Source organism: Pantoea sp. sgz302252 (assembly GCF_047713085.1).
Lineage (GTDB): Bacteria > Pseudomonadota > Gammaproteobacteria > Enterobacterales > Enterobacteriaceae > Scandinavium.
Map to the genome: position 1 here is coordinate 248,072 of NZ_JBLFJW010000001.1, position 24,758 is coordinate 272,829.

Here is a 24,758-nt window from a genome sequence, read left to right on the forward strand (position 1 = left end):
TCTATGGAATTATCCTCACTGACCGCCGTTTCCCCTGTCGATGGACGCTACGGCGATAAAGTCAGCGCGCTGCGCGGTATTTTCAGCGAATACGGTTTGCTGAAATTCCGTGTACAAGTTGAAGTACGCTGGCTGCAAAAATTAGCCGCGCACGCAGCGATCAAGGAAGTTCCTGCTTTTGCTGCCGACGCAAACGGTTTCCTCGATAAAATCGTCGCTGACTTTAACGAAGAAGACGCTGCGCGTATTAAAACCATCGAGCGCACCACCAACCACGACGTCAAAGCGGTTGAGTACTTCCTGAAAGAGAAAGTGGCGGAAGTCCCTGCCCTGCATGCCGTGTCTGAATTCATTCACTTTGCCTGCACCTCTGAAGACATCAACAACCTTTCCCACGCGCTGATGCTGAAAACCGCGCGTGATGAAGTGGTGCTGCCTTACTGGCGCAAACTGATTGATGCGGTTAAAGATCTCGCCGTGCAGTACCGCGATATCCCTCTGCTTTCCCGTACGCACGGCCAGCCAGCCACGCCGTCCACCATGGGCAAAGAAATGGCTAACGTGGCTTATCGTCTGGAACGCCAGTATCGCCAGCTGAACCAGGTGGAGATCCTCGGCAAAATCAACGGTGCGGTGGGTAACTATAACGCCCACATCGCCGCGTACCCGGAAGTGGACTGGCACCAGTTCAGCGAAGAGTTTGTCACTTCGCTGGGTATTCAGTGGAACCCGTACACCACGCAGATTGAACCGCACGACTACATCGCCGAGCTGTTTGACTGCATGGCGCGCTTTAACACCATCATTATCGATTTCGATCGTGATGTGTGGGGTTACATCGCCCTGAACCACTTCAAACAAAAAACTATCGCCGGTGAAATTGGCTCGTCCACCATGCCGCACAAAGTGAACCCAATTGACTTCGAAAACTCCGAAGGCAACCTGGGGCTCTCTAACGCCATGCTGCAACACCTGGCGAGCAAACTGCCGGTTTCCCGCTGGCAGCGTGATCTGACCGATTCCACCGTGCTGCGTAACCTCGGCGTGGGTATTGGCTACGCACTGATTGCTTATCAGTCCACCCTGAAGGGCGTGAGCAAACTGGAAGTGAACCGCGATCGTCTGCTCGCGGAACTGGATAGCAACTGGGAAGTGCTGGCTGAGCCTATTCAGACCGTGATGCGCCGCTACGGCATCGAAAAGCCGTACGAGAAGCTGAAAGAGCTGACCCGCGGCAAACGCGTTGATGCCGAAGGTATGAAGCAGTTTATCGACAGCCTGGCCGTGCCAGAGCACGAAAAAACTCGCCTGAAAGAAATGACTCCAGCCAACTACATTGGCCGCGCGATCACCCTGGTCGACGAACTGAAGTAAGTTGTCTCGCCTCTCTTTCCTGCTCAGGTGGGAAAGAGAGGCCCTGCCTCCCCTGTTTATCTGATGTTTATCCCCGCCCCCGCATAATCGCGTTAAACTATTCAAATCGAAAATGAAAGGGAGCCCCCCTATGCGCGTACTCGTTGTGGAAGACAATGCTCTTTTGCGTCACCACTTGAAGGTTCAGCTTCAGGAACTCGGCCATCAGGTGGATGCGGCGGAAGATGCTAAGGAAGCGGATTACTATCTGGGTGAACATGTGCCGGATATCGCGATTGTCGATCTCGGTTTGCCGGACGAAGACGGTCTGACTATGATTCGCCGCTGGCGCAGTCACGACATTTCAGTGCCGGTGCTGGTGCTGACGGCTCGTGAAGGCTGGCAGGATAAAGTCGAAGTCTTAAGCGCGGGTGCAGATGATTACGTCACCAAGCCCTTCCATATTGAAGAAGTGGCGGCGCGTATGCAGGCATTGCTGCGCCGCAACAGCGGCCTGGCCTCTCAGGTTATTACGCTGCCACCGTTTCAGGTTGATCTCTCTCGCCGCGAACTGTCGGTGAATAACGAGGTTATCAAGCTGACCGCGTTTGAATACACCATCATGGAAATGCTGATTCGCAACAACGGCAAAGTCGTCAGCAAAGATTCCCTGATGCTGCAACTCTACCCGGATGCTGAATTGCGCGAGAGCCATACCATTGACGTGCTGATGGGTCGCTTACGGAAGAAAATCCAGGCGCAGTATCCTCAGGATGTGATAACCACCGTGCGAGGCCAGGGCTACCTGTTCGAACTTCGCGGATGAAAAAAATGCTCAGGCACGTGTTACCGCTCTCTCTGCGCGTCCGATTTTTGCTGGCGACAGCCGCCGTTGTGCTGGTGCTGTCACTGGCGTATGGCATGGTCGCGCTGGTGGGTTACAGCGTCAGCTTTGATAAAACCACCTTCCGCTTATTGCGCGGCGAGAGCAACCTCTTCTACACCCTCGCCCGTTGGGAGGATAACAAGCTCAGTGTCAAAATCCCGGATAACCTGAATCTGCAAAGCCCGACGATGGCGTTAATCTACGACAAAGAGGGGCATTTGATGTGGGCCCAACGCGATCTTCCCTGGCTGCAAAAACGCATCAATCCTGACTGGCTTAAAAGCAACGGTTTCCACGAAATCGAGGCCGACGTAGGCTCATCCAGCATGCTTTTGCGTAACGATCACGAAGTGATGCGCCAACTGGATGAGATTCGCCAGCAGGACGACAGTTCAGAGATGACCCACTCTGTGGCGGTCAATATCTACCCGGCCACCGCGCGAATGCCGCAGTTGACGATTGTGGTGGTGGATACCATCCCTATCGAACTTAAGCGTTCGTATATGGTGTGGAGCTGGTTTATCTACGTGCTGGCTGCCAACCTGCTGTTGGTCATTCCTTTGCTTTGGGTCGCGGCCTGGTGGAGTTTGCGGCCTATCGAGTCTCTGGCGAAAGAAGTGCGTGAGCTTGAAGAACATAACCGAGAAACGTTGAACCCTGAAACCACACGCGAGCTGACGCATCTGGTGATGAACCTCAACCGCCTGCTGAAAAGCGAGCGTGAACGTTACGATAAATACCGCACCACGCTCACCGACCTGACTCACAGCCTGAAAACGCCGCTCGCCGTGCTGCAAAGCACCCTGCGTTCACTGCGCGGCAATAAGCTGAGCGTCGAAGAGGCTGAACCGGTGATGCTGGAGCAAATTAGTCGTATTTCCCAGCAAATTGGCTATTACCTGCATCGCGCCAGCATGCGCAGCGGCAATATGCTGTTAAGCCGTGAACTGCATCCGGTCGCGCCGTTGCTTGATAACCTGACATCTGCTTTGAACAAGGTCTATCAGCGCAAAGGGGTCAATATCACGCTGGATATTTCGCCGGAGATTAGCTTCGTTGGCGAGCGCAATGACTTTATGGAAGTGCTGGGCAATGTGCTCGACAACGCCTGTAAATATTGTCTGGAATTTGTCGAAGTCTCAGCCCGCCAGACCGATGAACATCTGCACATTATCGTGGAAGACGACGGCCCGGGCATTCCCAACAGCAAACGGGATATGGTGTTTGACCGTGGACAAAGGGCTGACACGTTGCGTCCTGGTCAGGGCGTTGGGCTTTCTGTCGCCAGGGAAATAGTCGAACAATACGACGGCAAAATTCTGCCTGGAGACAGTCCTCTCGGCGGGGCGAAAATGGAAGTCCTCTTCGGTCGTCAGCATCCGGAAACCAAAGAGTCATAAGTCACTTATTTTACCGCCGCCTGCATCGCCTGGCGGCGGTATCCGTTATAATCCGAACAGAAACCTGCCTGTGGAATAAAACATCATGGATTATCACTTATCGCTTGACTGGCCTGACTTCATCGAACGCTACTGGCAAAAACGCCCGGTGGTGCTGAAGCGCGGCTTTACTAACTTCGTTGATCCGATTTCCCCGGATGAACTGGCTGGCCTTGCCATGGAAGACGAAGTGGACAGCCGACTCGTCAGCCATCACGAAGGCAAATGGCAGGTCAGCCACGGTCCTTTCCAGAGCTACGATCACCTCAACGAGAATAACTGGTCGCTGCTGGTGCAGGCCGTTAACCACTGGCATGAGCCCACCGCCGCGCTGATGCGTCCTTTCCGCGCCCTACCTGACTGGCGCATTGACGATTTGATGATTTCCTTCTCCGTCCCTGGCGGCGGCGTAGGCCCGCATCTCGATCAGTATGACGTGTTCATTATTCAGGGCACTGGCCGCCGTCGCTGGCGCGTGGGTGACAAAGTGCCAATGAAACAGCACTGCCCGCACCCGGATTTACTGCAGGTCGATCCTTTCGAGGCCATCATCGACGAAGAAATGGAACCGGGCGATATCCTCTATATTCCGCCAGGATTCCCGCATGAAGGCTACTCGCTGGAAAACTCGCTGAATTACTCCGTCGGCTTCCGCGCGCCAAGCGGCAAAGAGCTTATCAGCGGCTTCGCCGATTACGTTCTACAGCGCGAGTTGGGTACACATCGTTATACCGACCCTGATGTCGCGACACGCGTCCATCCGGCCGATATTCTGCCGCAGGAGCTGGATAAACTGCGCGAGATGATGCTTGGCCTTATCAACCAGCCGGAGCACTTCAAACAGTGGTTTGGTGAGTTTGTCAGTCAGTCTCGTCATGAGCTGGATGTCTCCCCGCCGGAGCCGCCGTATCAGGCCGATGAGATCTATGATGCGCTGCAACAAGGTGACAAACTGGTTCGCCTCGGCGGTCTGCGCGTACTGCGCATTGATGGCGAAGTGTTCGTCAATGGCGAGAAAATTGACTCTCCGCACCGCCCGGCACTGGATGCACTCGCCAGCCACATTGTGCTGACAGCAGAACAGTTTGGCGATGCGCTGGAAGATCCATCCTTCCTGGCAATGTTGGCCGCGCTGGTCAACAGCGGGTATTGGTTCTTTGAAGATTAATTTCTGCAGGATTGCCGGGCGACACTGCGTTTGCCCGGCCGACCAAAGAAAGGTTTCATAGTCCCGGCAAGCACGAGCGCCACCAGGAATACGAACGGTAGATTTGGTAGGCCCGGTAAGCGTAAGCGCCACCGGGCAACTGGGAGGATTTACTTCGCTTTCGCGGTTAATTCCGCAATTCGCACGATCACCTGAACCGCTTTTTCCATCCCTTCCAGCGTCACGAACTCATGCTTGCCGTGGTAGTTATAGCCGCCGGTGAAGATGTTCGGGCACGGTAATCCCATGAAGGACAACTGGGAACCGTCGGTGCCGCCGCGAATTGGCTTCATGTCCGGTTCGATATCGCAATCACGCATCGCCTGTTGGGCAATCTCGATAATATGCGGATGCTCCATCACCTTCTCATGCATGTTGTAGTAGCTGTCTTCAATGATGAGTTCGATGTAGCAGTCCGGGTGTAACCCCTTCCCGACTTTCTTGGCGATTTCCATCATCTTGCGCTTGCGGGCTTCGAACTGCTTGCGGTCGAAGTCACGGATGATGTAGTGCATCTGCGCGGTATCGACAGTGCCTTTAATGCTGGTGAGATGGAAGAAGCCTTCGTAGCCGTCTGTCTGTTCAGGGCTCTCTTCGGCAGGGACTTCTGCATGAATGCGGGTCGCCAGCGACAGCGCATTCACCATCACGCCTTTTGCGGTGCCAGGATGCACATTGTTGCCCACAATTTTAATGGTCACTGACGCGGCATTGAAGTTTTCATACTCCAGTTCGCCCACGCCACCGCCATCAACGGTATAAGCCCACTGAGCATCAAAAGCTGGCACATCAAAATGCTTCGCGCCTTTGCCCACTTCTTCATCCGGTGTAAAAGCCACACGAAGATCACCGTGCGGAATATTTTTCGATTTCAGCACGGCGAGCGCCGTCATAATTTCCGCCACTCCGGCTTTGTCGTCTGCGCCAAGCAGCGTTTTGCCATCCGTGGTGATAAGCGTCTGCCCAAGCAACTGATGCAACACCGGGAACATCACCGGGGAAAGCACCTCATCGCCAATCCCAAGGGCAATATCACCGCCACGGTAGTTTTCAACGATTTGCGGGTTCACGTTTTTACCGCTGAAATCCGGGGACGTGTCCACGTGCGAGATAAACCCAATGGCTGGTATGTCGCCTTGCACATTCGCTGGCAGCGTGGCCATTACGGTGCCCTTCTCGCTCAGGCTGACGTTAACCAGCCCCATGTCTTCGAGCTGTTCTTTGAGCAAACGCAGCAGCTTCCATTGCCCTTCAGTGCTCGGCACCTGACGCACGCCAGGCTTCGACTGTGTGTCCAGAGATACGTACTGCAAAAACCGCTCAAGTAATTTATCCATGTCGTCGCCCTCGTTTTTTGTGACAACATTATCAGTAAGCCCCGATCGATAACTCTTGCGTCAGATCACTTTTGTCCCGGCAAACGAGATTTTTTTTCAATCGCAGTGACGATGGGTTTAAAGGTAGCCCACAAGGGCGCAGAATGATTGGCGATTTCAGGGGATTGCCGTAGAATGCCAGCCCTTAATGATGTGTCAGACCTCTAAGGTGGTTAACCACAAACCCCGTAACGACAGCCTTTCGTTACGCCTACATGGGACAGAGTAAAAAATTGAATACACAATCGCGTTCGCTTTCACCGCTGGTAGAGTTAGCGGGGATTCGCAAAGGCTTTGAAGGTAAAACAGTCATTTCAGATCTCAACCTCACCATCAATAACGGTGAATTCCTTACCCTGCTTGGCCCCTCTGGCTGCGGTAAAACAACCGTATTGCGTCTTATCGCCGGGCTTGAGAACGTCGATACAGGCCGCATTCATCTTGAAGGCCAGGATATCACCGATGTCCCCGCCGAAAACCGCCACGTCAATACCGTTTTCCAGAGCTACGCCCTGTTCCCGCACATGAGCGTGTTCGAGAACGTCGCGTTTGGCTTACGAATGCAAAAAACCCCCGCCGACCAGATAACACCGCGCGTGACAGAAGCCTTGCGAATGGTGCAACTGGAAGCGTTCGCCCAACGCAAACCGCATCAGCTCTCTGGCGGTCAACAGCAGCGAGTCGCCATCGCGCGCGCCGTGGTGAACAAACCCCGCTTGCTCCTGCTGGATGAATCCCTCTCCGCGCTGGATTACAAACTGCGTAAGCAGATGCAAAACGAACTGAAAGCGCTGCAACGTAAGCTCGGTATCACCTTCGTTTTTGTGACACACGATCAGGAAGAAGCGCTGACGATGTCAGACCGCATTGTGGTGATGCGCGATGGCAAAATCGAGCAGGACGGCACCCCTCGTGAAATTTACGAAGAGCCTGAGAATTTGTTCGTCGCCAGTTTCATCGGTGAAATCAATCAGTTTACCGCCACGGTGATTGAACGTCTGGACGAACAGCGAGTTCGCGCTAACGTGGAAGGCCGCGAGTGCAATATCTACGTAAACTTTGCCGTCGAGCCCGGCCAGAAGCTGAACGTGCTGCTGCGCCCGGAAGATTTGCGCGTCGATGAAATCAATGACGATAACCACATCGAAGGCCTGATTGGCTATGTGCGTGAACGCAACTACAAAGGCATGACCCTGGAATCCGTGGTTGAGCTGGAAAACGGCAAAATGGTGCTGGTCAACGAATTCTTCAACGAAGACGATCCGGATTTTGACCATTCGCTGGATCAGAAAATGGCCATCAATTGGGTTGAAAGCTGGGAAGTGGTGCTGGCTGATGAAGAACACAAGTAAATTCCAGAAGGTGGTGATCGCCACCATCGTCGGTTGGCTTGTGGTGTTTGTGTTCCTGCCCAACCTGATGATTATTGCGACCAGTTTCCTGACCCGCGATGACGCCAACTTCGTCAAGCTGGTCTTTACGCTGGACAACTACTCACGCCTGCTTGACCCCCTCTATTTCGATGTCCTGCTGCATTCGCTGAACATGGCATTGCTGGCGACTCTGGCCTGCCTGATCCTCGGGTATCCCTTCGCCTGGTTCCTTGCACGGCTGCCGCAAAAAGTGCGCCCGCTGCTGCTGTTCCTGCTGATTGTGCCGTTCTGGACTAACTCGCTGATTCGTATTTACGGGCTGAAGATTTTCCTCAGCACCAAAGGCTATCTCAACGAGTTCCTGCTGTGGCTCGGGGTTATCGACACGCCGATTCGTATTATGTTCACGCCCGGCGCGGTGATCATCGGGCTGGTCTATATCCTGCTGCCGTTTATGGTGATGCCGCTGTATTCCAGCATCGAAAAGCTGGATAAACCGCTGCTGGAAGCAGCCAAAGATTTAGGCGCAGGTAAACTGCAGACCTTCATTCGCATTATTCTTCCGTTGACCATGCCGGGTATTGTCGCCGGATGTTTGCTGGTGATGCTCCCTGCGATGGGCTTGTTCTATGTGTCGGATCTGATGGGCGGCGCGAAGAACTTGCTTATCGGTAACGTCATCAAGAGTCAGTTCCTGAATATTCGTGACTGGCCGTTTGGCGCAGCCACCAGCATCACCCTGACGGTGGTGATGGGCCTGATGCTACTCGTTTACTGGCGTGCTTCGCGTTTGCTGAACAAGAAGGTGGAACTCGAATGATCGGTCGACTGCTTCGCGGCGGTTTTATGACTGCCATTTATGCTTACCTTTATATCCCGATCATTATTTTGATCGTGAACTCATTCAACAGCTCTCGCTTTGGCATTAACTGGCAAGGCTTTACCACCAAATGGTATGGGCTGCTGATGAACAACGACAGCCTGCTTCAAGCCGCGCAACACTCGCTGACCATGGCAGTGCTGTCAGCCACCTTTGCCACGCTGATTGGCTCACTGACGGCTGTCGCGCTGTATCGCTACCGTTTCCGTGGCAAACCTTTTGTCAGTGGCATGCTGTTTGTGGTGATGATGTCGCCGGATATCGTGATGGCGATTTCCCTGCTGGTGCTGTTTATGCTGATTGGCATTCAGCTCGGCTTCTGGTCCCTGCTGTTTTCCCACATCACGTTCTGCCTGCCTTTTGTGGTGGTCACCGTCTATTCACGCCTGAAAGGCTTTGATGTGCGAATGCTGGAAGCGGCGAAGGATTTAGGTGCCAGTGAAATGACCATTCTGCGCAAAATCATTCTGCCGCTGGCGATGCCTGCTGTCGCGGCGGGCTGGTTGCTAAGCTTTACGTTGTCGATGGATGATGTGGTGGTGTCTTCCTTCGTCACCGGGCCGGGATACGAAATTTTACCGCTTAAGATTTACTCTATGGTTAAAGTCGGCGTGTCACCGGAAGTGAACGCACTGGCCACTATTCTGTTAGTGCTTTCTCTGGTCATGGTCATTGCCAGCCAGATTGTTGCTCGTGATAAAACGAAATCTCAGGGGACCTCGAAATGAAAAAAATGCTTGCCGCAGCAGCGCTGGTGCTCGGTATGAGTGCCGCGCATGCCGATGACAGCAAAACGCTTTATTTCTACAACTGGACGGAATACGTACCGCCAGGCCTGCTGGAACAGTTCACCAAAGAGACCGGGATCAAGGTGATTTATTCGACCTACGAGTCGAATGAAACCATGTACGCCAAGCTGAAAACCTACAAACAAGGCGCATACGATTTGGTCGTGCCGTCGACTTACTTTGTCGACAAGATGCGCAAAGAAGGCATGATCCAGAAGATTGATAAGAGCAAGCTGACTAACTTCAGTAACCTCGACCCGGACATGCTGAACAAACCGTTTGACCCGAACAACGACTACTCTATTCCGTACATCTGGGGTGCAACGGCGATTGGCGTCAACAGCGATGCCATCGACCCAAAAACTGTCACCAGCTGGGCAGATTTGTGGAAGCCTGAGTACAAAGGCAGCCTGTTGCTGACGGACGATGCGCGCGAAGTATTCCAGATAGCGCTGCGCAAACTGGGCCTTTCCGGCAACACCACCGACCCGAAAGAAATTGAAGCGGCGTATAAAGAGCTGCAAAAGCTGATGCCAAACGTGGCGGCCTTCAACTCCGACAACCCGGCAAATCCGTATATGGAAGGCGAAGTGAACCTGGGGATGGTCTGGAATGGGTCTGCATGGGTCGCTCGTCAGGCCGGTACACCGCTGGAAGTGGTGTGGCCGAAAGAAGGCGGCATCTTCTGGATGGATAGCCTGGCGATCCCGTCTAATGCAAAAAATGTCGACGGCGCGTTAAAGCTGATTAACTTCCTGCTGCGCCCGGATGTGGCAAAACAGGTCGCAGAAACCATTGGCTATCCAACCCCAAACCTTGCCGCACGCAAGCTTTTGGACCCGAAAGTCGCCAATGACAAAACGCTCTACCCGGATGCGGACACCATCAAAAAAGGCGAATGGCAGAACGACGTCGGCGATGCCAGCCGTCTTTATGAAGATTATTACCAGAAGTTAAAAGCGGGACGGTAAAATTACCGGTGCCCTCTCCTCTCTTAGGCTGAGACAGCCCCAGAAATAAGTGTATATAGAACAGCAGTGGAATCGTTCCGTTCACTATAAGTCCACTGCTACTCTGTAATCCCTTCTGCGGTGAACGTGCTAAGGGAATTCACCGCCATTCCCTTACATTATTCGGCCCATCCATGGGCCTCACCCCTTCGGGGCCAGCGCAAGCGCTGTTCAAATTTGTTCCTGACAAATTTGTCCCGGCTCCCGGCAAAAGAAAATCGCCGCTTCACGGAACCTCAACCTCCAGCAACTGGCTAATCGGGTCGGGCGAGATGCAACGTCCCTGTAAGTCACGCCCTCAGCCCGCATCCATGCGGGCTGCCCCGGCCAGTCGCTGAAGGTTGAGGCGATTTTCAGCCGGACCAAAACCCACCACATCGGCTTCAGTGGGCGCTGGTGTTGCCCCCCCGCTGAAACCGCCGAGCTGACGACCAGATGACAAGGTCAGGCCGCCATGGATGGCGGACTGAGGCGAAATGAGACAGGGACGTCGAGTCGAGCCGGCCGCAGGCAGCTGGTTGGCAGGGAGGTTTAGTGCAAAGCACCGGTTTCATTCGCGGGGTCGCCGGGATTGTTAAGGGAGCCGCGAAAGGCTCCCTTAACCCGTTCACGTGCAGGGGAAGTTAAGGTGGCTGCAAGTCATAAAGTGAACGGAACTGTACTCTGTACAGCATTCGACAAAAACCAGTGGCGATTCCTCAGCATTTAGGAAGAAGGCCTGGGTGAGTAGCCAGACTCAAAGCCCCTTCAGCAGTCGCTCAATAAACTCCGGCACGACAGCACTGGCCAGACCGTAGTGCTTTTCTTCAAACTCACTGCCGACCTGGCTCGGTTCGAGGTTCAGTTCTACGGTATGTGCGCCCTGCAGTTTGGCTTCGTGAACAAAACCCGCTGCGGGGTAGACGTGGCCTGACGTGCCGATAGCGATAAAAACATCAGCCGTAGCAAGCGCTTCGTAGATTTCGTCCATTCCCAATGGCATTTCACCAAACCATACCACGTGTGGGCGCAGAGGTTGTGGGAACTGGCAGCAGTGGCATTTGTCGTCAACGGTCACATCGCCTGTCCATTCCAGCACCTGCCCGCTCCACGCACAGCGCACTTTGAGCAGTTCGCCGTGCATATGGACGACACGCTGGCTTCCAGCCCTTTCATGCAGGTTATCGATGTTCTGCGTCACAAGCAGGAAACGATCGCCCAGCGCTGCTTCCAGCTTCGCTAACGCCAGATGCGCCGCGTTGGGCTGGATTTCAGGTTGCTGCAATTGCTGACGACGAGCGTTGTAAAAAGCCTGCACCAGGGCCGGGTCTCGGGCGAAACCTTCTGGCGTCGCCACGTCTTCTACCCGATGTTCTTCCCATAAACCGTCCGCTGCACGAAATGTGCGGATCCCGGACTCAGCCGAGATCCCCGCGCCGGTCAATACGACAACCCTCGGTTTGGCCATTTCTTCAGGCGCAATACGGTCTCTGAAGAACACCCGTTGGCGCAGACGATCGTGCAACCGACGTTTGGTAAGGCGAAAACGACTGAGTCGATGAAAGCGACGCGACTGCATAAAAGCCCCTGTAATTAGTCTTTGAGATGCAGGAATGCGGCACCGCGCATTCCTCCAGCATCACCATGGCGAGCACGTTCGATACGAGGAACGCGTGCCACCGGTAGCAGATGACGCGGCAAACGTGCTGCCAGCCCTTCTGTTATCGCAGTAAAGTTAGACAATCCACCGCCAATCACCACTAAATTCGGGTCGACAATGGTCAGAATATTGCCCAGACAGACGGCAAGCAAGTCGAGATAACGCTCAACATGCTCGCGGGCAGCAGTGTCACCCTTTTCCCATAGTGCAACGATATCAGGGGAAGAAAGCGACTGCTGGTTGAAATGGTTGTACAGCCACGCAAAACCCCGCCCGGAAAGGTAATTTTCGATGCAGCCTGATTGACCGCAGCCACAGCGGGTTAGCGGGAAATCACGCCCAACGACCTCAAGCGCATCAACAGGCAGACGGATATGCCCAAATTCACCGGTGATGTAGCTGTGACCGGTTATCGATTTGCCGTTCAACACCAGTCCGCCGCCCACGCCGGTACCGAGGATAAGCCCCATCACCAGCGGATAGTGGGTGAACTCATCGTCCCAGGCTTCAGAAAGCGCAAAACAGTTGGCGTCGTTATCGAAGCGGACATCGCGGTCAAGGAGGGTGGAAAGGTCGCGGCGCAGTGGTTTGCCGCTGGCGGCTGGGACGTTGGCGGCATAGAGCGTGCCGTCTTCGGTTTCCGGCATCCCCGGGATACCAATCCCGACGCTGCCTTTTAGGCCAAAGCGCTCGTCGGCTTCAGCAACCAGCCCACAAACAGCCTGAAGGAAGGCGTCATAACTGTCTCGCGGCGTGGCGATGCGCTTTTCCCACTGCAAGCACCGCTGGCTGTCGAAGACGCCAAGGGCAATTTTGCTGCCGCCAATGTCAAATCCGTAGTACATAGTAATTCCTCTTTACTGACCCAACAGGTCAGGACATAAAGAGTGGATTACTGGCAGGAATTGCACGCTCTGTAGGTCGGGTAAGGCGCAGCCGCACCCGACATTATTGCCCGGCGGCGCTGCGCTTGCACGGGCCTACACTCAGCGACAAAAGCACTCCCCGCAATCCACTGAATTACTGGCCACTTAACACTCTTGCAGGATCAATCCGGCTGGCGCGACGGGCAGGATACCAGCTCGCCAGCAAACTCAGCACCAGTGCCGTGACCAGCACATAAAAGACATCCAGCCAGTGCAATTCAGACGGCAGGAAGTCGATAAAATAGATATCGCCAGACAGGAACTGATGGCCAATCAGGGTTTCAATCCCCTTGATGATGGTCGTCAGATTCAGGGCACACAGCACGCCAATCACAACGCCACTGAGGCTGCCCAGCAGCCCAGCCAGCAGACCGTACCAGACGAAAATAGCGCGGATCAGGCCATCTTTTGCACCCAGCGTGCGCAACACCGCGATGTCGCTGCTCTTATCTTTGACGGCCATCACCAGTGTGGAAACGATGTTAAAGCAGGCGACGCCAATCACCAGAATCATCGCCAGATACATGATCGCGCGGATCATCTGGATGTCGCGGTACATATAACCATACGTGCCAATCCAGCTCTTGATGTACACGTAGCTGTTCGTCACTTCGCCTGCGTCGCGCACCAATTTGTTGGCATTGAAGACGTCGTTTACTTTGATGGCAATGCCGGTCACGCTGCTGCCCATGTCCAGATACTGCTGGGCGTCGGGCATTGGGAGCATCGCAAAGCTGTGGTCAAGCTGGCCGCTCAGTTGCAGAATGCCGGTCACGTGTAAACGGACACGTTTGGGTTGCAGGAGCTGATGCTCTTTGTCGGAGTTAGGGATCATGATTGACACCCAATCGCCCTGCTTCACCTTCAGCGCATTGGCCACGCCTTTACCCAGAATGATTTGCTGGCTGCCCGCTTTGAAATCAGCCCAGGCGTTGTTCTGCACATAAGCAGGCAGCGCGCTTAACTTACTTTCTTGTTGCGGATCCACGCCTTTAATTTGAATCGCGCGCAAGTTACTGCCGCTCTCGATCAGGCCCGTGAAATTGATATACGGCGCAGCTGCGGCAATCCCCTTCACTTTTTCGACCTTGTTCAGCGCGTCGTTCCAGTTATTCCACGGTTGATTAACCGGCTCGATTTCACCGTGTGGAACGACAGCCAGAATGCGGTTATTCAGCTCACGTTCGAAACCGTTCATGGCGCTCAGGCCAACGATCAACACCGCCACACCCAGTGCAATACCCACTGTAGAAATGACCGAAATCAGCGACACCATGCCGCCACGACGGCGACCACGGCTGAAGCGTAAACCAATAAGCAGGGATAACGGAGAAGCCATTTACTGCGCTCCCATCAGGGTCAGCTCGGCATTCAGGTGACCGTCACGCATCTCCAGTTGGCGACTCATTCGCTTCGCCAGTTGCAGATCGTGCGTGACAACCAGAAACGCCGTGCCCTGCTGTTTGTTCAGATCGCCAAGGAGCTGGAAAATGCTGTCTGCATTACGCGCATCCAGGTTACCGGTGGGTTCATCGGCCATCACCAGACGCGGGTTATTCACCAGCGCACGGGCAATCGCCACCCGTTGACGTTCGCCACCGGAAAGCTCAGACGGACGATGGCTGCGACGATGATCGAGGCCCACGGCCGCCAGCATAGCGCGCGCGCGTTCCTGGATTTCAGCAGGCTTCTTCTTCCCAATCAGCAGCGGCATCGCCACGTTTTCCTGCGCGGTGAAATCTGGCAGCAGATGGTGGAACTGGTAGATAAAGCCCAGTTCGCGGTTACGCAGTTCGGCTTTGGCCGCTAAAGACATGTTGGAAAGTGGCTTTCCGCTAAAAATCACGTCACCGGAGGTGGGCGTATCAAGGCCACCCAGCAGGTGCAGCAGCGTACTTTTGCCGGAGCCGGAGCTGCCGACGATCGCCATCATTTCGCCTTCCTCAATGCTGAAACTGACATTGTGCAGCACGTCGGTCTGCACGGTGCCTTCCTGATAGCGTTTGCACAGGTTGTCGCATTGCAACAGGATTTTATTCATAACGTAATGCCTCAGCGGGTTGAGTGGCGGCAGCGCGCCAGGAAGGATACAGCGTAGAAAGCAGCGCCAGCAGCATCGCCACCAGCGCGATAACAATCACCTGCAGCGGTTCAATCGCCACCGGTAACGCGCCGCCATCGACAAACGCGCCGATGATTGGCATCAGGTTATTCAGTTGGCTTGCAAGCAACAAACCGAGCAGCGCACCTAACAGTGCGCCTATCACCCCTGCGCTTGCGCCCTGCACCATGAACACTGCCATAATCTGGCGCGGCGTCAGGCCCTGGGTTTGCAGGATTGCCACTTCGCCTTGTTTCTCCATCACCATCAGGCCAAGCGAAGTAATAATGTTAAACGCGGCAACGGCGACAATCAGGCTCAACAGTAAGCCCATCATGTTTTTTTCCATCCGCACGGCCTGGAACAGTTCGCCCTTACGCTCGCGCCAGTCCTGCCATTTAGTGCCTTCTGGTAATTTTTGCGCGCTCAGGGTGTCGACTTCCAGCGGCTTATCCAGCCATAAACGCCAGCCGGTGATGTTGCCAGGGGGATAACGCATCAGACGTGAGGCATCCTGAATGTTGGTCAGCATCTGGTAGCCGTCGACTTCGCTGTTGGCCGCAAACGTGCCAATGACGTTAAACAGTCGCTGGCTTGGCACACGGCCCATCGGTGTGAACTGGCTTGCCGAGGGCACCATAATGCGAATCTGGTCGCCTCGTTTGACGCCAAGCTGCCCGGCCAGTTGTTCGCCAAGAATGACGTTATATTGCCCGGCTTCCAGCGCGGTTTGTTTCACGTTGACGAGATACGGGGTGAGCGGATCATTCTGCGTGGGATCAATACCCAACATGACGCCCACCGCTACGCTACGCGGGCTTTGGATAACCACATCACCCGTGGTTAACGGCGCGACACGCGTGACGCCCTGCAGTTTGGCTTTGCTTTCAGGAAGCTGTTGAGGATTAACCGAACCTTGTTCAGAACTGAGTACCGCCTGCGGCATCAGCCCCAGGATGTTGTTTTGCAGCTCACGCTCGAAGCCGTTCATGACCGACAACACGGTCACCAGCGCCATCACGCCAAGCGTGATGCCGATGGTCGAAAGCCAGGAGACAAAGCGACCGAAGCGGTCTGCTGCGCGCCCACGCATGTAACGCAGGCCAATGAATAGTGCGACAGGTTGGTACATGTAATCCGTCTGGTTGCTGTTAGCTAGAGCCCGAGTATATAAGCGAAAGCCGGGAGCGTAAATGCGAGAAGTCAGATACGGCCTGCCGTAAGAGCATTTTAAAATGAAAAAATACAGTCTGTTACTGATTATGGCTGCGCAGCCGTGAAACAGGGGGACAAAAGTCCGAAAGCATAGCCTTTCGCCACCAGGCGTGTAGCCGGAGTGCATGCTTAACCTTCTTCGATCAAAATAAACCTGACGGACGAAGGGGAAAATTCAGCATGCTGATTTAGGGCCACTAAGACCATCGGCGGTTTGCTAAACCCTGATGATCAAGGATAATAAGCCTCATTGAAGAAAGGCGGTTTGCCCCCACCATCAGAGGTAAACCCACGAGGGACCTGATATTACCTATGCCTGAATTAGCTGAAAACCAACGCTATACCCTGCCTGTCAAAGCAGGTGAACAACGTCTTCTGGGTGAACTGACCGGTGCCGCCTGTGCGACCGAAGTTGCTCAGATTGTGGAACGCCACAACGGGCCCGTGGTGCTGATTGCGCCCGATATGCAAAATGCGTTGCGCCTGCATGACGAAATCAGCCAGTTCACCAATCAGATGGTGATGAATCTGGCGGACTGGGAAACCTTGCCGTATGACAGTTTCTCTCCCCATCAGGAAATTATTTCCTCGCGCCTTTCGACGCTCTATCAGCTTCCCACCATGCAGCGCGGCGTGTTGATTGTTCCCGTTAATACTCTGATGCAACGAGTCTGCCCGCACAGCTATCTGCACGGGCATGCGCTGGTGATGAAAAAAGGTCAGCAGCTTTCGCGTGATGCGCTTCGCGCGCAGCTCGATAGCGCGGGTTATCGCCATGTGGACCAGGTCATGGAACACGGTGAATATGCTACTCGTGGTGCGTTGTTAGATTTGTTCCCGATGGGGAGTAGTCAGCCTTATCGTCTGGACTTTTTCGATGATGAAATCGACAGCCTGCGTCTGTTTGATACCGACACTCAACGCACGCTGGAAGAAGTCGAAGCGATCAATTTATTGCCCGCTCACGAGTTCCCCACGGACAAAACCGCTATCGAGCTGTTCCGCAGCCAGTGGCGAGATAAGTTCGACGTTAAACGCGATGCCGAACATATCTACCAGCAGGTCAGCAAAGGCACGCTGCCTGCGGGTATTGAATACTGGCAGCCCCTTTTCTTTAGCGAACCTTTGCCACCGCTGTTTAGCTATTTCCCTGCTAACACGCTGCTCGTCAGTACCGGCGATCCTGAAGCCAGCGCACAGCGTTTTGAAATCGATACGCAAGCACGTTTCGAAAATCGTGGCGTTGACCCGATGCGCCCTCTCCTGCCACCTGCCCAGCTGTGGCTTCGTGTCGATGAGTTGTTTAGCGAGCTGAAAAAATGGCCGCGTGTGCAGCTCAAAACAGAGCAGCTCGCAGACAAAGCTGCCAACGTCAATCTTGGCTATCAAAAACTGCCAGACCTGGCGGTGCAGGCGCAGAACAAATCACCGCTCGATAACCTTCGTCGCTTCCTTGAGTCTTTTGAAGGCCCGGTAATTTTCTCGGTCGAAAGTGAAGGCCGCCGTGAGGCGCTGGGTGAACTGCTGTCACGCATTAAGCTGGCGCCTAAACGGGTTCAGCGCCTTGACGAAGCCACGGGGAATGGTCGTTTTCTGATTACCGGCTCCGCCGAGCACGGCTATATTGATACGCTGCGCAATCGGGCGTTAATTTGCGAAAGCGATTTACTCGGCGAGCGCGTGGCTCGCAGGCGTCAGGATTCGCGTCGCACGATCAACCCGGACACGCTGATTCGCAATCTTGCCGAATTGCATGAAGGACAACCCGTTGTCCATCTGGAACATGGTGTTGGCCGGTATGCCGGCATGACGACGCTGGAAGCTGGCGGCATCACCGCTGAATATCTGATGCTCATCTATGCCAATGACGCGAAACTGTATGTTCCGGTGTCGTCGCTGCATCTGATCAGCCGTTACGCCGGTGGCGCGGAAGATAATGCTCCGCTGCACAAACTGGGTGGCGATGCATGGGCAAGAGCGCGTCAAAAAGCGGCCGAAAAAGTTCGTGATGTCGCGGCTGAACTGCTTGATATCTACGCGCAACGGGCGGCCAAATCAGGTTATGCCTTTAAGCACGATCGCGAGCAGTATCAACTCTTCTGCGACACCTTCCCGTTTGAAACCACGCCTGATCAGGCGCAGGCGATCAATGCGGTGCTGAGCGATATGTGCCAGCCGCTGGCGATGGACAGACTGGTGTGCGGCGACGTGGGCTTTGGTAAAACCGAAGTTGCCATGCGCGCCGCGTTCCTGGCGGCAGAAAACAACAAACAGGTTGCCGTGCTGGTGCCGACCACCCTGCTTGCTCAGCAGCATTTCGATAACTTCCGCGATCGCTTTGCCAACTGGCCAGTGCGCATTGAGATGCTCTCACGCTTCCGCAGTGCCAAAGAGCAGACGCAGATTCTGGAACAAGCCAGTGAAGGTAAAATCGATATCCTGATTGGCACACATAAATTGCTGCAAAGCGACGTGAAATGGCGCGATCTCGGCTTGTTGATTGTTGATGAAGAGCACCGTTTCGGCGTGCGTCATAAAGAACGCATTAAAGCGATGCGTGCCGATGTCGACATTCTGACCCTGACGGCAACGCCGATTCCGCGTACGCTGAACATGGCGATGAGCGGCATGCGTGACCTGTCTATTATCGCCACACCACCTGCTCGCCGTCTGGCAGTCAAAACCTTCGTGCGCGAGTATGACAATCTGGTTGTGCGCGAAGCGATTCTGCGTGAGGTGCTGCGCGGCGGTCAGGTTTATTACCTCTATAACGATGTCGAAAATATCCAGAAAGCCGCAGACCGCCTGGCAGAACTGGTGCCCGAAGCCCGTATTGCTATCGGCCATGGGCAGATGCGCGAACGCGAATTGGAACGGGTGATGAATGATTTTCACCACCAGCGTTTCAACGTGCTGGTGTGTACCACGATAATCGAAACCGGGATCGACATTCCGACGGCCAACACCATCATCATTGAACGCGCTGACCACTTCGGCCTTGCTCAGTTGCATCAGTTACGTGGTCGCGTTGGGCGTTCTCATCACCAGGCCTACGCATGGCTGCTGACGCCGCATCCAAAAGCCATGACCACCGACGCGCAAAAACGTCTGGAAGCCATCGCCTCTCTGGAAGATTTAGGCGCAGGCTTTGCGCTCGCAACCCATGACCTCGAAATTCGTGGCGCGGGTGAGTTGCTGGGTGAAGATCAGAGCGGTTCGATGGAAACCATTGGCTTCTCGCTGTACATGGAACTGCTGGAAAATGCGGTGGATGCGCTGAAAGCGGGCCGTGAGCCGTCGCTGGAAGATCTCACCAGCCAGCAGACCGAAGTTGAGCTGCGTATGCCGTCATTGCTGCCGGACGATTTTATTCCGGACGTTAACACCCGCCTCTCTTTCTACAAGCGTATCGCCAGTGCCAAAGGCGAGCAGGAGCTCGATGAGCTGAAAGTTGAGCTTATCGACCGCTTCGGCCTGCTGCCGGATGCCGCACGTAACCTACTGGATATTGCTCGTCTTCGCCAGCAGGCGCAGAAACTGGGCATTCGCAAGCTTGAAGGGAATGAGAAAGGCGGCGTGATTGAATTCAATGAAAAGAATCACGTGAATCCTGCCTGGCTTATTGGCCTGTTGCAGAAGCAGCCTCAGCACTATCGTCTTGATGGGCCGACTCGCCTGAAGTTCTTCCAGGAACTGGCCGAGCGTAAAGCCCGAATGGAGTGGGTGCGCAACTTTATGCAGCAGCTTGAAGAGAACGCTGTTGCCTGATTCCCTTCCCGGCGGCGTCTGTCGCCGGGACTGCTCCCCCCGCGTCTTTACACACTCTTTGCAATTCACTGAAACGTCCAGACACAGCCTGATGCCATAATGAGGGTCTCTCCTGCTTAATCACCATTATGGATGTGCTGTGATGATGATTCAATCGCGTTTCCTGCGGCTGATGGCGCTGTTTGCCCTCGCTGCAACTGTGGCTGTGACTTTACCCGCACGCGCCAATACCTGGCCTCTTCCACCTGCTGGCAGCCGTCTGGTCGGTGAAAACCGTTTTCACGTTGTCGCTAACGATGGCGGCTCTCTGGAAGCTATCGCGAAAAAATACAATGTCGGTTTTTTGGCTTTGCTTCAGGCGAACCCCGGCGTTGATCCGTATGTTCCACGCGCCGGCAGCGTGCTGACCATTCCGCTGCAAACTCTGCTGCCTGATGCGCCACGAGAAGGCATGGTGATTAACCTTGCCGAGCTGCGTCTCTATTATTACCCGCCGGGCAAAAACAGCGTCACGGTTTACCCGATTGGCATCGGCCAGTTGGGAGGCGACACACTGACGCCAACCATGGTGACCACGGTATCCGATAAGCGCGCTAATCCTACGTGGACGCCAACGGCCAACATCCGCGCCCGATACAAGGCCAACGGGATTAATTTACCTGCCGTAGTGCCTGCCGGGCCAGATAACCCGATGGGCCATCACGCTATTCGCTTGTCGGCCTATGGCGGTGTGTATCTGCTGCACGGGACTAACGCTGACTTCGGTATTGGCATGCGTGTGAGCTCCGGCTGTATCCGTCTGCGTGATGGCGACATCGAAACGCTGTTCAGGCAAGTGACGCCAGGCACCAAAGTGAACATCATCAATACGCCAATCAAGGCGTCCGTTGAGCCAAACGGTGTACACCTTGTGGAAGTGCATCAGCCGCTGTCCAGACATATCAATGATGATCCGCAGGTGTTGCCCATCACGCTCAGCAGCACAATGCAGGCCTTCAAAAATTCCGCACAGACAGATGCATCGGTGATGGAACATGTGATGGAAGTGCGTTCGGGTATACCTGTGGATGTCACCACTCACGGTGAAGCAACGGCACAAACGCTATAAACCGCCCCTTTCTGAGAACAAAAAAAAGACCACGACAAATGTCGTGGTCTCAGACTGCTGACAAAGAAGGAAAAAGCGTGGTTTTTCCTTCTTTGTGGTGAGCAGCCGAAAATCAATAAATTGATTTTCCTTGTTTTTTTATTCGGTACCCTATGACAAATCTCATTCGTTAGAGGTTTGTCATCACTCTCGTCTTTTTTATGGCAGTGGCATTGCCAAGGGTTAAATAAGGAGGGCCTTATTTATAAATTACCGCAGTCCCGTGCAGGGAATTTGGACCGGTAACTGAGGTAATACGGAATGATTTGGCGCCCATGGCGTCTGCTTTCTGTGCCAACTGGTCTTCCAGAGAACCCAGGTTGGTGCCTGCGTCAGCAGAGATAACGCCGACTTTGTGTTGGTCAACCGGTGTGGACTGAACTTCTACCGCTGCGAAGCTTGCGAATGACAGTGAACTCAGGACGGCAGCAACAGCGAAAGTTTTGATGCTTTTCATGATTTTTTACCTTTGCAGATGAATTTTGCCGGGTCGTTATTATTAACTTAACGATCGATAGGGAAATAATAGTGTGATCTGAATCACGCGTCAACGGATTTTTATAATGATGATTATATAAATAATTTATCTCTTATTTTTCATATCGATATGAGAATTTTATTTTGTCTCATCCGGCGCTGGTTATGCTGAGGGTTTATTTTTATAATGAACGTTCAACACATCCATAGAGGTACAACGGCACCATGACAACTGACGTTGCAAGTTGCGTAAAAAAAAGCCGTGGCCGACCAAAAGTGTTCGACAGGGAAGCGGCGCTCGATAAGGCCATGACACTCTTCTGGCAGCACGGCTATGAAGCAACATCACTCGCGGATTTAGTGGAAGCGACAGGTGCGAAAGCCCCGACGCTGTACGCAGAATTCGTCAACAAAGAAGGCCTGTTCCGGGCTGTTCTGGATCGCTATATCTCACGCTTTGCCGATAAGCACGAAGCTCAACTTTTTTGTGAAGAGAAGCCGGTAGAACAAGCGCTACGTGATTATTTCAGCGCTGTGGCCACTTGCTTTACCAGCAAAGACACCCCGGCTGGTTGCTTCATGATTAACACCTCGGCGACGCTTGCGGCCTCGTCGAAGGACATTGCGCGAACGATAAAATCTCGCCACGCAATGCAGGAAAAAACACTCTGCGAGTTTCTGACCCAACGTCAGGCCCGCGGTGAAATCCCTGCCGATAAGCCCGTTTGCGAACTGGCCCTGTTCCTGAGCTGCATTCTGCAAGGGATGTCCATCAGCGCGCGTGAAGGCGCAAGCTACGAATCGCTGATGAAGATAACGGACACCACGTTACGACTGTGGCCACAGATGCTGAAAATCTGATTGCGACAACAGCTGCCATGCCGGGTGGCGGCTTCGCCTTACGCCGGCCTACGACACGCACCAGGCCTGGCAAGCGCAGCGTCGCAGGGCAATGAGCCATAAAAAAGGCCCCTCAGCCTGAGCGAATGAGGGGCCAATTAACAGATAAACTGCTTTTTTAGGCTTTGTTAGTCAAAACCAGCTGACCATTGCTGTCGAGTGGGATCTGAGTACCAGGATCTTTATCCATACGGATTTTCCCCTGCTGATCGCCAATTTTGTAGGTCACATCGTAACCCAACATCTTATCTGACTTGTCGTACACGGTTTTACAGCGCTGCTGCGTGGTGGTGTACGTATCGTTATCCTGCATCGAACCCTGAATCTGGTTACCCGCATAACCGCCGCCTAACGCCCCAGCGATGGTGGCAACATCTTTACCACGTCCACCCCCAAACTGATGGCCAATCACGCCACCCGCTACGGCACCGAGCACTGAACCGGCGATACGGTTTTCATCCTGAACCGGACGGCGATGCGTCACCGCAACGTTCCGACATTCCTGACGAGGTGTTTTCACTGACTCTTTAATGGGCGTTGCAGAGATAACCTGCGCATATTGTGGGCCACGATCAAGCACGTTAAGACTGGCCACCGCCGCCACACCCAGCGCAGCAGCTACGCCAATCCCTATACCCGCTAACATTGATTTATTCACGGGAGTTCCTCCTTTGTTGCTGTTGGTAACAATTTTGCAACCAGAAGGTGAAGTTGGATATAAGAAAACCCCTGAAAAAATCGCCGGGAAACGGCGGATTCGAGCGATTCAGAGCATTCTGAAGGAGAGAAACTGGATTTTAAAGAGGTAGAAAAGATGCCGGTGGCGCAGCGCCACCGGGCATTAGGCAATCAGTGCAGTTTAAGGCGAGGACGGATCACGCGGTTGATGCTACCCACCAGCATCATCAACCCGGTTTTGAAGTAACCGTGCAGTGCAATCTGGTGCATACGGTACAGGGAAATGTACACGAAGCGGGCAATGCGCCCTTCTACCATCATTGAGCCGCGCATCAGGTTACCCATCAGGCTGCCGACGGTCGAGTAGTTCGACAATGAAACCAGCGAGCCGTGATCTTTATAGGTGTACGCCTTCAGCGGCTTGCCTTTGCTCTGTGCCAGGATGTTGTTCAGCGCGCAGGTCGCCATCTGGTGAGCAGCCTGAGCACGCGGTGGCACGAAGCCGCCTTCTGGGCGAGCACAAGAGGCGCAGTCACCAATCGCGTAGATATCAGCATCACGGGTGGTTTGCAGCGTTGGCTCGACCACCAGCTGGTTGATGCGGTTGGTTTCCAGACCGCCGATGTCTTTCATGAAATCAGGCGCTTTGATGCCCGCCGCCCACACCATCAGATCGGCATTGATGTACTCACCTTCTTTGGTGTGCAAACCGCCTGCATCGGCGCTGGTGACCATGGTCTGCGTCAGTACGCGTACGCCCATTTTGGTCAGTTCGCTGTGCGCTGCACCGGAAATACGTGGCGGCAGTGCAGGCAGAATACGTTCCCCTGCTTCCACCAGCGTGACGTTCAGCGCTTCGTTGGTCAGCCCTTTGTAACCGTAGCTGTGAAGCTGCTTCACCGCGTTATGCAGCTCTGCGGAAAGCTCGACGCCCGTGGCACCACCGCCAACAATGGCGATATTTACCTTACCGTTGGCGCCCAGGTTACTGGAGTGCTTGAGGAACAGGTTGAGCATTTCCTGATGGAAACGGCGCGCCTGATGCGGGTTATCGAGGAAAATGCAGTTCTCTTTCACGCCCGGCGTATTGAAGTCATTAGAGGTACTGCCCAGCGCCATCACCAGCGTGTCGTACGGCAGCTTGCGCTCGGGTACCAGCAGCTCGCCTTTTTCGTCACGCAGTTCAGCCAGCGTCAGGGTTTTGGTCTCACGGTTGATATCCACCACGGAGCCCAGCTGGAACTGGAAATGGTGGTTACGCGCATGGGCCAGGTAGCTCAGCGCATCCACGCCCTCATCCAGAGAACCGGTGGCAACTTCGTGCAGCAGCGGTTTCCACAGATGGCTGTGATTACGATCGACCAGCGTGATTTTCGCTTTTTTGCCACGGCCAAGCTTCCGACCCAACTGAGTCGCCAGCTCAAGCCCGCCAGCACCACCGCCCACAATCACAATCTTTTTCAATGGTGTAGTCAACGTGACCCCCTCAAATTATTAACCAATTGTTAATTAAAAGTTATTAAAATAACCTTTAATTAACAACAGGTTACTGCGCCTGAAAACGTAACTTCAGCGAAGAATACCATGGGAGGTGC

The 24,758-nt window shown here is 54.1% G+C and carries 21 protein-coding genes; 11 read left to right on the forward strand and 10 right to left on the reverse strand.

The window, feature by feature from the left end:
- Positions 1-3: 3 nt before the first annotated feature.
- The 4 genes from purB (at position 4) to ACLW56_RS01275 (ending at position 4,846) form a co-directional block, all read left to right on the forward strand.
- Positions 4-1,374 carry an adenylosuccinate lyase gene (gene purB / locus ACLW56_RS01260; RefSeq protein ID WP_330982000.1) on the forward strand — a complete coding sequence of 457 codons (1,371 nt, stop codon included), beginning with the start codon at positions 4-6 and terminating at the stop codon, positions 1,372-1,374.
- Between the two features lie 130 nt (positions 1,375-1,504).
- Positions 1,505-2,179 (forward strand): two-component system response regulator PhoP, encoded by a 675-nt coding sequence (gene phoP / locus ACLW56_RS01265; RefSeq protein WP_330982001.1) that lies wholly within the window; start codon positions 1,505-1,507, stop codon positions 2,177-2,179.
- Complete coding sequence (gene phoQ, locus ACLW56_RS01270; protein ID WP_330982002.1) at positions 2,176-3,639, forward strand: two-component system sensor histidine kinase PhoQ; 1,464 nt, start codon at positions 2,176-2,178, stop codon at positions 3,637-3,639. The genes phoP and phoQ overlap by 4 nt, the downstream gene beginning before the upstream one ends.
- Positions 3,640-3,724: 85 nt before the next feature.
- Positions 3,725-4,846 (forward strand): cupin domain-containing protein, encoded by a 1,122-nt coding sequence (locus ACLW56_RS01275; RefSeq protein ID WP_330982003.1) that lies wholly within the window; start codon positions 3,725-3,727, stop codon positions 4,844-4,846.
- A gap of 149 nt (positions 4,847-4,995) precedes the next feature.
- Here the strand turns inward: ACLW56_RS01275 and pepT are convergent, their stop codons facing one another.
- The gene (gene pepT / locus ACLW56_RS01280) at positions 4,996-6,222 is read right to left on the reverse strand and encodes a peptidase T (protein WP_330982004.1); all 1,227 of its coding nucleotides are present in this window, start codon (positions 6,220-6,222) and stop codon (positions 4,996-4,998) included.
- Positions 6,223-6,476: 254 nt separating this feature from the next.
- Between pepT and potA the strand changes: the two genes are divergently transcribed.
- Genes potA through potD form a run of 4 tightly spaced genes read left to right on the forward strand, consistent with a single transcriptional unit; the run spans position 6,477 to position 10,273 of the window.
- Positions 6,477-7,613 (forward strand): spermidine/putrescine ABC transporter ATP-binding protein PotA, encoded by a 1,137-nt coding sequence (gene potA / locus ACLW56_RS01285; RefSeq protein WP_330982005.1) that lies wholly within the window; start codon positions 6,477-6,479, stop codon positions 7,611-7,613.
- Positions 7,597-8,454: a spermidine/putrescine ABC transporter permease PotB gene (gene potB, locus ACLW56_RS01290; protein WP_330982006.1), complete on the forward strand. Its 858-nt coding sequence runs from the start codon at positions 7,597-7,599 to the stop codon at positions 8,452-8,454. The genes potA and potB overlap by 17 nt, the downstream gene beginning before the upstream one ends.
- Positions 8,451-9,242 carry a spermidine/putrescine ABC transporter permease PotC gene (gene potC / locus ACLW56_RS01295; RefSeq protein WP_330982007.1) on the forward strand — a complete coding sequence of 264 codons (792 nt, stop codon included), beginning with the start codon at positions 8,451-8,453 and terminating at the stop codon, positions 9,240-9,242. The genes potB and potC overlap by 4 nt, the downstream gene beginning before the upstream one ends.
- A complete protein-coding gene (gene potD, locus ACLW56_RS01300) occupies positions 9,239-10,273 on the forward strand; it encodes a spermidine/putrescine ABC transporter substrate-binding protein PotD (RefSeq protein ID WP_330982008.1) in 1,035 nt (344 codons plus the stop codon). The genes potC and potD overlap by 4 nt, the downstream gene beginning before the upstream one ends.
- Positions 10,274-10,610: 337 nt before the next feature.
- Here the strand turns inward: potD and ACLW56_RS01305 are convergent, their stop codons facing one another.
- The 6 genes from ACLW56_RS01305 to lolC form a co-directional block, all read right to left on the reverse strand.
- Positions 10,611-10,754: a hypothetical protein gene (locus ACLW56_RS01305; protein WP_330982009.1), complete on the reverse strand. Its 144-nt coding sequence runs from the start codon at positions 10,752-10,754 to the stop codon at positions 10,611-10,613.
- Positions 10,755-11,048: 294 nt separating this feature from the next.
- Positions 11,049-11,870 carry a Sir2 family NAD+-dependent deacetylase gene (cobB, locus tag ACLW56_RS01310; RefSeq protein ID WP_330982010.1) on the reverse strand — a complete coding sequence of 274 codons (822 nt, stop codon included), beginning with the start codon at positions 11,868-11,870 and terminating at the stop codon, positions 11,049-11,051.
- Between the two features lie 14 nt (positions 11,871-11,884).
- On the reverse strand, positions 11,885-12,796 hold the full coding sequence (gene nagK, locus ACLW56_RS01315) for an N-acetylglucosamine kinase (RefSeq protein ID WP_330982011.1): 912 nt from the start codon (positions 12,794-12,796) through the stop codon (positions 11,885-11,887).
- 175 nt (positions 12,797-12,971) lie between these two features.
- The gene (lolE, locus tag ACLW56_RS01320) at positions 12,972-14,216 is read right to left on the reverse strand and encodes a lipoprotein-releasing ABC transporter permease subunit LolE (protein ID WP_330982012.1); all 1,245 of its coding nucleotides are present in this window, start codon (positions 14,214-14,216) and stop codon (positions 12,972-12,974) included.
- Positions 14,217-14,918 (reverse strand): lipoprotein-releasing ABC transporter ATP-binding protein LolD, encoded by a 702-nt coding sequence (gene lolD, locus ACLW56_RS01325; RefSeq protein WP_330982013.1) that lies wholly within the window; start codon positions 14,916-14,918, stop codon positions 14,217-14,219.
- A complete protein-coding gene (gene lolC, locus ACLW56_RS01330) occupies positions 14,911-16,110 on the reverse strand; it encodes a lipoprotein-releasing ABC transporter permease subunit LolC (RefSeq protein ID WP_330982014.1) in 1,200 nt (399 codons plus the stop codon). Before lolC ends, lolD begins: the two co-directional genes overlap by 8 nt.
- 395 nt (positions 16,111-16,505) lie before the next feature.
- On the opposite strand from lolC, the gene mfd reads away from it, so the two are divergent.
- Positions 16,506-19,961: a transcription-repair coupling factor gene (gene mfd / locus ACLW56_RS01335; protein ID WP_330982015.1), complete on the forward strand. Its 3,456-nt coding sequence runs from the start codon at positions 16,506-16,508 to the stop codon at positions 19,959-19,961.
- Between the two features lie 145 nt (positions 19,962-20,106).
- Positions 20,107-21,069: a L,D-transpeptidase LdtC gene (gene ldtC / locus ACLW56_RS01340; RefSeq protein ID WP_330982105.1), complete on the forward strand. Its 963-nt coding sequence runs from the start codon at positions 20,107-20,109 to the stop codon at positions 21,067-21,069.
- A 238-nt stretch (positions 21,070-21,307) separates the two neighbouring features.
- Here ldtC and bhsA read toward each other — a convergent pair whose 3' ends face one another.
- Positions 21,308-21,565, reverse strand: a complete 258-nt coding sequence (gene bhsA / locus ACLW56_RS01345; RefSeq protein WP_330982016.1) for a multiple stress resistance protein BhsA — start codon at positions 21,563-21,565, stop codon at positions 21,308-21,310.
- 245 nt (positions 21,566-21,810) lie between these two features.
- Here bhsA and ACLW56_RS01350 point away from each other — a divergent pair, with 245 nt between their 5' ends.
- Positions 21,811-22,446 (forward strand): TetR/AcrR family transcriptional regulator, encoded by a 636-nt coding sequence (locus ACLW56_RS01350; protein WP_330982017.1) that lies wholly within the window; start codon positions 21,811-21,813, stop codon positions 22,444-22,446.
- A 157-nt stretch (positions 22,447-22,603) separates the two neighbouring features.
- On the opposite strand, the gene ACLW56_RS01355 is transcribed toward ACLW56_RS01350, so the two are convergent.
- Together ACLW56_RS01355 and ACLW56_RS01360 are read right to left on the reverse strand one after the other, a co-directional pair.
- A complete protein-coding gene (locus ACLW56_RS01355) occupies positions 22,604-23,143 on the reverse strand; it encodes a glycine zipper 2TM domain-containing protein (RefSeq protein WP_330982018.1) in 540 nt (179 codons plus the stop codon).
- Positions 23,144-23,334: 191 nt separating this feature from the next.
- Entirely contained in the window at positions 23,335-24,639 is a 1,305-nt protein-coding gene (locus ACLW56_RS01360; RefSeq protein WP_330982019.1) for an NAD(P)/FAD-dependent oxidoreductase, read from the reverse strand.
- Positions 24,640-24,758: the final 119 nt, after the last annotated feature.